The sequence below is a fragment of the Micromonospora lupini str. Lupac 08 genome, assembly GCF_000297395.2.
Classification (GTDB): Bacteria; Actinomycetota; Actinomycetes; order Mycobacteriales; family Micromonosporaceae; genus Micromonospora; species Micromonospora lupini.
The window spans coordinates 6560334-6567158 of sequence record NZ_HF570108.1 but is presented as its reverse complement, the minus strand read 5'-3'; the positions used below and the strand labels follow the sequence as shown (position 1 = coordinate 6567158).

Genomic DNA, 6825 nt, shown 5'->3' with positions numbered 1-6825 from the left:
GCCGACGAGCCCGCGCCCGGCGCAGGCCCGGCCGACCCGACCGCATCGCGTGGCGAGCCCGTCGCGGACCCGCCGGCCCGCGATCACCGGACCGACCACGACGGGGGTACGCCCTGATGCCGCTCTGGGTGGAGCTGGTGCTCCGGATCGGCGGCGTGGTCGTCGCGTTCCTCACCCTGCCGCTGCTCGTCGGCCAGGCCGAGCACAAGGTGATGGCGCACATGCAGGGTCGCCTCGGCCCGATGTACGCGGGTGGCTTCCACGGTTGGGCGCAGCTCGTGGCGGACGGCGTCAAGTTCGTGCAGAAGGAGGACATCACCCCGCGCGAGGCGGACCGGGCGGTGTTCCGGCTGGCGCCCGCGGTGGCGCTGGTGCCCTACCTGCTGGTGCTGCTGGTCATCCCGCTCGGCCCGAACGACCTGGTCGGGCAACCGTTGGACATCGGCCTGTTCTTCGTGCTGGCCGTGGTGGGCATCGGTGTGGTGGCGGTGCTGATGTCGGCGTGGGCGTCGGCCAACAAGTACAGCCTGCTCGGCGGGCTGCGCGGGGCCGCCCAGCTACTCGGCTACGAGCTGCCGTTGGTGCTGGCCGCCGCCTCGGTGGCGATGGCGGCGGGCACGCTCAGCCTGTCCGGCATCGTGCAGGCGTGGCAGCCGTGGTGGCTGCTCTGGCAGGCGCCCGCGATGATCATCTTCTTCGTCGCCGGGCTGGCCGAGATCCGTCGGCCGCCGTTCGACATGCCGGTGGCCGACTCGGAGCTGGTCTTCGGTTACATGACCGAGTACACGGGGCTGCGGTTCGCGTTCTTCCTGCTCGCCGAGTACGTCGGCATCGTGGTGATCGCCGCGCTGACCACCGTGCTGTTCCTCGGTGGCTGGCAGGGCCCGTTCGCCGACGAGCACCTGGGCTGGCTGTGGACGCTGCTCAAGGTCTTCGCGGTGGCCTTCGTGATCATCTGGCTGCGGGTGTCCTACCCCCGGCTGCGCGAGGACCAACTCCAACGCCTCTGCTGGCTGGTCCTGGTGCCCGCCTCCCTGGCGCAACTGGTCCTCACGGCAGCCGTCCGCGTCGCCCTCTAGGAGCCCCGGTCAGCGCAGTGGGGTGTGGGCCGGGTCGACCGGCTCGGCTGGCGGTGGGGGCGGGGTGCCGTCGCCGAAGGGGCGACCACCCAGGGCCTCCCGTCCGTGCGGCGTGACCCAGTTGGACAGGTCGGGGCCGAGCGGCACGATCCCGGTCGGGTTGATGTCGCGGTGCACCTCGTAGTAGTGCCGCTTGATGTGGTCGAAGTCGATGGTGTCGCCGAACCCGGGGGTCTGGAACAGGTCCCGGGCGTACGCCCACAGCACCGGCATCTCGCTCAGCTTCTGCCTGTTGCACTTGAAGTGGCCGTGGTAGACCGGGTCGAAGCGGACCAGCGTGGTGAACAGCCGCACGTCGGCCTCGGTGATGGTGTCGCCGACCAGGTACCGCTGGTCGGTCAGCCGCTCGGTCAACCAGTCCAGCCGGTCGAACAGGCGGTGGTACGCCTTGTCGTACGCCTCCTGGCTGCCCGCGAACCCGCACCGGTAGACGCCGTTGTTGACGTCGCGGAACACCACGTCGTTGACCTCGTCGATCTGCGCCCGCAGGTGCTCGGGATAGAGCTGCGGGGCGCCCTCGCGGTGGTACGCGGTCCACTGGGTGGACAGGTCCAGGCTCATCTGCGCGTAGTCGTTCGTCACCACCTGCCCCGTGGGCACGTCCACGATCGCCGGCACGGTGATGCCGCGCTCGTAGCCGGGGAAGCGCTTGAAGTACGCCTCCTGGATGCGCTCGATGCCGAGCACCGGGTCCCGCCCGTCCGGGTCGAGGTCGAAGGTCCAGCTCCGCGCGTCGTGGGTCGGGCCGGCCACCGCCATCGAGATGGCGTCCTCCAGGCCGAGCAGCCGCCGCACGATGATCAGCCGGTTGGCCCACGGGCAGGCCCGGCTGACCGCCAGCCGGTACCGGCCCGGCTCCACCGGGTAGCCGTCCCGCCCGTCCGCGGTGATCCGGGTGGCGATGTACCGCTGGTCCCGGGTGAACTCGCCACCCGGCTCGACGTACTTCCCGCCTGTTTCCTCGCCCACGTCACCCTCCCGGTCCGGTTCAGTGTCTCTACCCCATCCTTACGGATCTACCGCTCAGCGACGCCGGATACCCTGCCGGCATGACGGATGTGGAGGCGGCGGCCCGGCGCTTCATCGCCGACGTGTGGAACGCCCGCCGGGAGGAGTCGGCCCACGAGTTGATCGCCCCGGAGTGCCCCGGACTTGGCGGGACCGGCCCGGAGGCGACGCTGGCCTGGCACCGCGAGCGGCGAGCGGCCTTCCCCGACCTCCGCTACAAGATCGTCGACGTGGTCGCCGCCGGTGAGCGGGTGGCCGTGCACTGGCGGGCGGCCGGCACCCACGCCGGGCAGTTCGGGCCGGTGCCCCCGACCGGGCAGGTCGTCAGCTACTCCGGGGCGACATTCCTGCGCTTCGACACGGCGGGCCGGATCGTCGAGGTGTGGAGCTGCAACGAGCTGTTCCAGCTCCTGCAACAGCTCGGCGTCGAGATGCTCCCACCGAGCGTCGTCAGCGGACCCGGGGCGTGATCCGACTGATCGGCAGGTTGATCGGGAACGGCTCGCCGGTGTCGACGAACTTCGTCCACCGCCCCGTCTCGGTGTAGACCTCGTTCACCGCGTCGATCCGGTAGGTGACGACCTCCAACGCGCCGCCCTCCGTCTCGATCCGCCAGTAGAACGGGATACCGGCCTGGGCGTACAGCGCCGGCTTCAACACCCGGTCGATCGAGCGGGTGCTCGGCGAGACGATCTCGACGGCGAGCACCACCTCGTGTGGCTCGTACTTCGACGGCTCGCGGGCAGCGGCGACCGACGTGGTCACCAGAACGTCAGGGATGAAGGATCGGGTGCGGTTGATGCGCACCGCAACCCCCTGGGTGACGTCGTAGTCGTCCGGGCAGTCGGCGTGCAGCTCGGCCATCAGTAGCCCAGCGATGATTTGATGCTTGCGGGTGGGGGAGGGGGACATCAACAGCACTCCATCGAGCAGTTCCCGGCGGCGGCCATCCTCGGGCAGCGCATCCAGATCGTCGGTCGTCCACTCGCCTTCGGGCGGGTAGTCGCTCTGTAGCGCGGCGGTCATGGGCGGGTCCTTCCAGGTGCGTCGTTCTCCCCGCGACCACGGTACCGCCGCCGACCTGTGGGTGGTGGTCGCGCGCGCCGAGGCCACAGGGCAGGATGGTCCACATGACCGACCCCAGCGAGCACGGCGGCCCGGCCGGCGGCGCCAGCGATCGCGGCCTGCCCGGCGCGGGCCTGGTGAAGGGGCTGGCGGTCACCCTCAAGACGATGACCAGCCGCTCGACCACCCAGCAGTACCCGGACGTCGCCCCCGAGCTGCCGCCCCGCTCGCGCGGCGTGATCGCGCTGTCCGAGGAGAACTGCACGGTCTGCATGCTGTGCGCCCGTGAGTGCCCGGACTGGTGCATCTACATCGACTCGCACAAGGAGGAGGTGGCGGTGCCCGGCGCCGCCCGCCCCCGGCAGCGCAACGTCCTGGACAAGTTCGACATCGACTTCTCGCTCTGCATGTACTGCGGCATCTGCATCGAGGTCTGCCCGTTCGACGCGCTCTACTGGTCCCCGGAATTCGAGTACGCCGAGTACGACATCAAGGACCTGCTGCACGACAAGGACCACCTGGGCCAGTGGATGGCCACCGTTCCGCCGCCGCCGGCGCACGACCCGAACGGCGAGCCGGCCAAGGAGGAGACCGCGGCGGCCAAGAAGGCCGCCCGTTCCGTCCCACCGGCGGTACGCCCCGAAGCCGACCCGGGCCCCGCGTCGTGACCGCCGTCGTCAAGGCGGGACGCGTCGTGACGGGCCGGGGCGCGGCTCGCCCCTGCGGAAGGGCGGCCCGGTGACCGGCGCGGATCTGCTGCTGCTCGCCCTGGGCGCGGTCGCGGTGGGTGCCGGCGTGCTTGTGGTGAGCACGAAGCACCTGGTCCGGGCCGGGCTCTACCTGGTGGTCTGCCTGGGCGCGCTGGCCGGCGACTACCTGGTGCTCGGCGCCGAGCTGGTCGCCTGGGTGCAGGTGCTGATCTACGTGGGCGCGGTGGTGGTGCTGCTGCTGTTCGCGGTCATGCTCACGCGGGCCCCGATCGGGGCCTCCGACGATCTGGACCGGCCGGGTTGGCCCGCCGCGCTGATCGGTGGCGGCGCCGGCCTGGGGTTGAGCGTCCTGCTCGTCGACGCGTACCGCTGGAGCACCGTCACGATGCCCGGCGCGGGCACCGCCGAGCGGCTGGGCGAGCAGATCTTCCGGTCCTGGGTGCTGCCGTTCGAGGTGCTCTCCGTGCTGCTGCTGTCCGCGCTGGTGGGCGCGGTGGTGCTGTCCCGGCCGGACATCGGCCAGCCCGCCCCGCAGCGCGGCGACACGGCGGGCGACACGTCGACGCCGCAAACGGTCGGCGCGGATGGGGTACGCCGGTGAGGCCCGTCGTCCCGTACGTCACCGCGGCGCTGCTGTTCGGCCTCGGCGTGTACGGCGTGCTGCGTCGGCGCAACGCCGTGCTGGTGCTGATGGCTGTCGAGCTGATGCTCAACGCGGTGAACCTCATCCTGGTCACCGCGGACACCACGGCCCGTGCGGTGCTGCCGCACTCCGGTCAGGTCTTCGCGCTGTTCGTCATCGTGCTGGCCGCCGCGGAGATCGGGGTGGGGCTGGCGATCGTCCTGCAGCTCTACCGCCTGCGGTCCACCGTGGCGGTGGACGACGTGGCGTTGACCGAGCCGCCGGTGTCGGCGCAGCCCGTCGGCCGGGACGTGGAGGCGGGCCGGTGACCGGGCTGCTCGGGGCGGCGCTGCCGGCCGTACCGCTGGTGGCTGGTCTGCTCGGTCTGCTGCTGCCGCCGGCCCCGCGTCGCCCGGGCGGCGCGGCCGGCGGTGACCGGGCCCGGACGGCCGCCGTGACGATCGGCGTGGCCGGCGCCGCCGGCGCGCTGGCGTTGGCAGTCGCCCTGCTCCTGACGGTCGACGGTCCGACCGAGACGTCGACGACCTGGGTCGACATCGGTGGGCTGCGGGTGACCCTCGGCGTACGCCTGGACGGCGCCGCCGCGCTGGTCGCCGTCGCGGTCGCCGCGGTAGCCCTGGCCGTACAGGTCTACTCGATCGGCTACCTGCGGCGCGGCCCGCACGACGACGTCGACGTCGACCACCGCTACCCGCCGTACGCCGCCCAGATCAGCCTCTTCACCGGTGCGATGCTGCTGGTGGTGGTCTCCGGCGACCTGATCATGCTGCTGGTGGGCTGGGAGGTGATGGGTCTCTGCTCGTACCTGCTCATCGCCCACGACCGCCGGCTCGCGGGCGCGCCGGCCGCGGCGATGAAGGCGTTCCTGGTGACCCGTGTGGGTGACGTCGGTTTCCTGCTCGGCATCGCGCTGCTCGGCGTGTCGACGGGCAGCTTCCGGATCGCCGACGTGCTCGCCCACGACCACTCCGGCGCGACCCTGACCGCCGCCGGTCTGCTGCTGCTGGCCGGGGTGGCCGGCAAGAGCGCGCAGTTCCCGCTGCACACCTGGCTGCCGGACGCGATGGCCGGTCCGACGCCGATCTCCGCGCTGATCCACGCCGCGACGATGGTGGCCGCCGGGGTGTACGCGGTGACCCGCCTCTACCCCTTGTTCACTGCCGCTCCGGTGACGTTGACAGTGCTCGGGGTGCTCGGCGCGATCACCCTGCTGCTCGGGGCGCTCGCCGCGACCGCCCAGGACGACATCAAGCGGGTGCTGGCCTGGTCGACGGTGTCCCAGCTCGGCTACATGACCGGCGCGCTGGCCGTCGGCTCACCGTCGGCGGCGCTGTTCCACCTGCTCACCCACGCCGCGTTCAAGGCGCTGCTGTTCCTCGCCGCCGGCGCGGTGATCCACGCCGTGGGCACCACGCTGATGTCGGAGATGGGTGGTCTGCGGCGCAGCATGCCCGTGACGTTCTGGTGCACCGTGATCGGCCTCGGGGCCCTCGCCGGTGTGCCGCCGTTGGCCGGCTTCTGGAGCAAGGACGGCGTGTTGACTGTCGCCGAGTCGGCCGCGTTGGAGGGCACCGGGCCGGCCCCGTCGTGGGTGGGTTGGCTGGTCTGGCTGGCCGGGTTGCTCGGTGTGGCGATCACCGCCTGGTACGCGGGTCGGCTGCTGCTGCGGGCCTTCTTCGGCGAGCCGCGCCTGCCGCTCGTCACGCCGCACGACCCTCCGGCGGTGTTGCGGTGGCCGGTGCTGCTGCTGGCCGTGCCGGCCGCGCTGCTCGGTCTGGCCGGGTTCGTGGGCGCGTTCGCCGACCGGCTGCGGTTCGCCACCGTGCCGGTCGCCGGTGCGGAGGACGGCCTGGTCCACGTCGGGCCGGCGCTGCTGCTGCCGTTGGCGCTGCTGGCGGTCGGCGCGGGCCTGGTCTGGGCGGGCTGGCAGCGGGACAGGGCCGCCGACCCGGCGACCGCGCTGGGTCCGCTGCGGCCGGTCTTCGCCCGCGCGTTCCGGCTCGACGACGCCCAGCACACACTTGTCGTACGCCCCGTCCGGGCGCTGGCCCGCCTCGCCCGCAACGGCGACGAGGTGGTGGTCGACGGGGTGGTCGAGGGCAGCGGCCGTGCTGCCTCCGGCCTGGGCGCCGGGTTGGCCGCGCTGCACCGGGCGGCGCTGCCCCGGGCCGCCGCAGGTGTGCTGGCCGGTGCCCTGCTGATCGGCCTGGCCGCCGCCCTGCTGGGAGTGATCCAGTGAGCGCGAGGAGTGAGCCGGGTT

8 protein-coding genes are annotated in these 6825 nt (G+C 72.3%); 6 read left to right on the top strand and 2 right to left on the bottom strand.

Going from position 1 to position 6825, the window contains the following annotated elements:
• The first annotated feature begins 116 nt into the window (after nucleotides 1–116).
• On the top strand, nucleotides 117–1079 hold the full coding sequence (locus MILUP08_RS31155) for a complex I subunit 1/NuoH family protein (RefSeq protein WP_007465382.1): 963 nt from the start codon (nucleotides 117–119) through the stop codon (nucleotides 1077–1079).
• A 9-nt stretch (nucleotides 1080–1088) separates the two neighbouring features.
• Here the strand turns inward: MILUP08_RS31155 and MILUP08_RS31150 are convergent, their stop codons facing one another.
• Complete coding sequence (locus MILUP08_RS31150) at nucleotides 1089–2108, bottom strand: glutathione S-transferase family protein (protein ID WP_007465380.1); 1020 nt, start codon at nucleotides 2106–2108, stop codon at nucleotides 1089–1091.
• A gap of 80 nt (nucleotides 2109–2188) precedes the next feature.
• Here MILUP08_RS31150 and MILUP08_RS31145 point away from each other — a divergent pair, with 80 nt between their 5' ends.
• The gene (locus MILUP08_RS31145; RefSeq protein WP_007465377.1) at nucleotides 2189–2617 is read left to right on the top strand and encodes an ester cyclase; all 429 of its coding nucleotides are present in this window, start codon (nucleotides 2189–2191) and stop codon (nucleotides 2615–2617) included.
• Here the strand turns inward: MILUP08_RS31145 and MILUP08_RS31140 are convergent.
• Entirely contained in the window at nucleotides 2598–3173 is a 576-nt protein-coding gene (locus MILUP08_RS31140) for a Uma2 family endonuclease (RefSeq protein ID WP_007465375.1), read from the bottom strand. The two genes, MILUP08_RS31145 and MILUP08_RS31140, sit on opposite strands and share 20 nt — an antisense overlap.
• Before the next feature lie 95 nt (nucleotides 3174–3268).
• Here MILUP08_RS31140 and MILUP08_RS31135 point away from each other — a divergent pair, with 95 nt between their 5' ends.
• The 4 genes from MILUP08_RS31135 to MILUP08_RS31120 all read left to right on the top strand — a co-directional run bounded on the left by MILUP08_RS31135 (nucleotide 3269) and on the right by MILUP08_RS31120 (nucleotide 6804).
• Nucleotides 3269–3880, top strand: a complete 612-nt coding sequence (locus MILUP08_RS31135; RefSeq protein WP_051065847.1) for a 4Fe-4S binding protein — start codon at nucleotides 3269–3271, stop codon at nucleotides 3878–3880.
• A 70-nt stretch (nucleotides 3881–3950) separates the two neighbouring features.
• Entirely contained in the window at nucleotides 3951–4523 is a 573-nt protein-coding gene (locus MILUP08_RS31130) for an NADH-quinone oxidoreductase subunit J family protein (RefSeq protein WP_007465371.1), read from the top strand.
• Nucleotides 4520–4873, top strand: coding sequence for an NADH-quinone oxidoreductase subunit NuoK (gene nuoK, locus MILUP08_RS31125; RefSeq protein WP_007465369.1), 354 nt, complete (start codon nucleotides 4520–4522; stop codon nucleotides 4871–4873). Before MILUP08_RS31130 ends, nuoK begins: the two co-directional genes overlap by 4 nt.
• Entirely contained in the window at nucleotides 4870–6804 is a 1935-nt protein-coding gene (locus MILUP08_RS31120) for an NADH-quinone oxidoreductase subunit 5 family protein (protein WP_007465367.1), read from the top strand. The genes nuoK and MILUP08_RS31120 overlap by 4 nt, the downstream gene beginning before the upstream one ends.
• The last annotated feature ends 21 nt before the right edge of the window (nucleotides 6805–6825 follow it).

Coding starts and splice junctions, on each gene's coding strand:
- MILUP08_RS31145 (WP_007465377.1), top strand. CDS start 2,189: ATGACGGATGTGGAGGCGGCGGCCCGGCGCTTCATCGCCGACGTGTGG.
- MILUP08_RS31140 (WP_007465375.1), bottom strand. CDS start 3,173: ATGACCGCCGCGCTACAGAGCGACTACCCGCCCGAAGGCGAGTGGACG.
- MILUP08_RS31155 (WP_007465382.1), top strand. CDS start 117: ATGCCGCTCTGGGTGGAGCTGGTGCTCCGGATCGGCGGCGTGGTCGTC.
- MILUP08_RS31135 (WP_051065847.1), top strand. CDS start 3,269: ATGGTCCACATGACCGACCCCAGCGAGCACGGCGGCCCGGCCGGCGGC.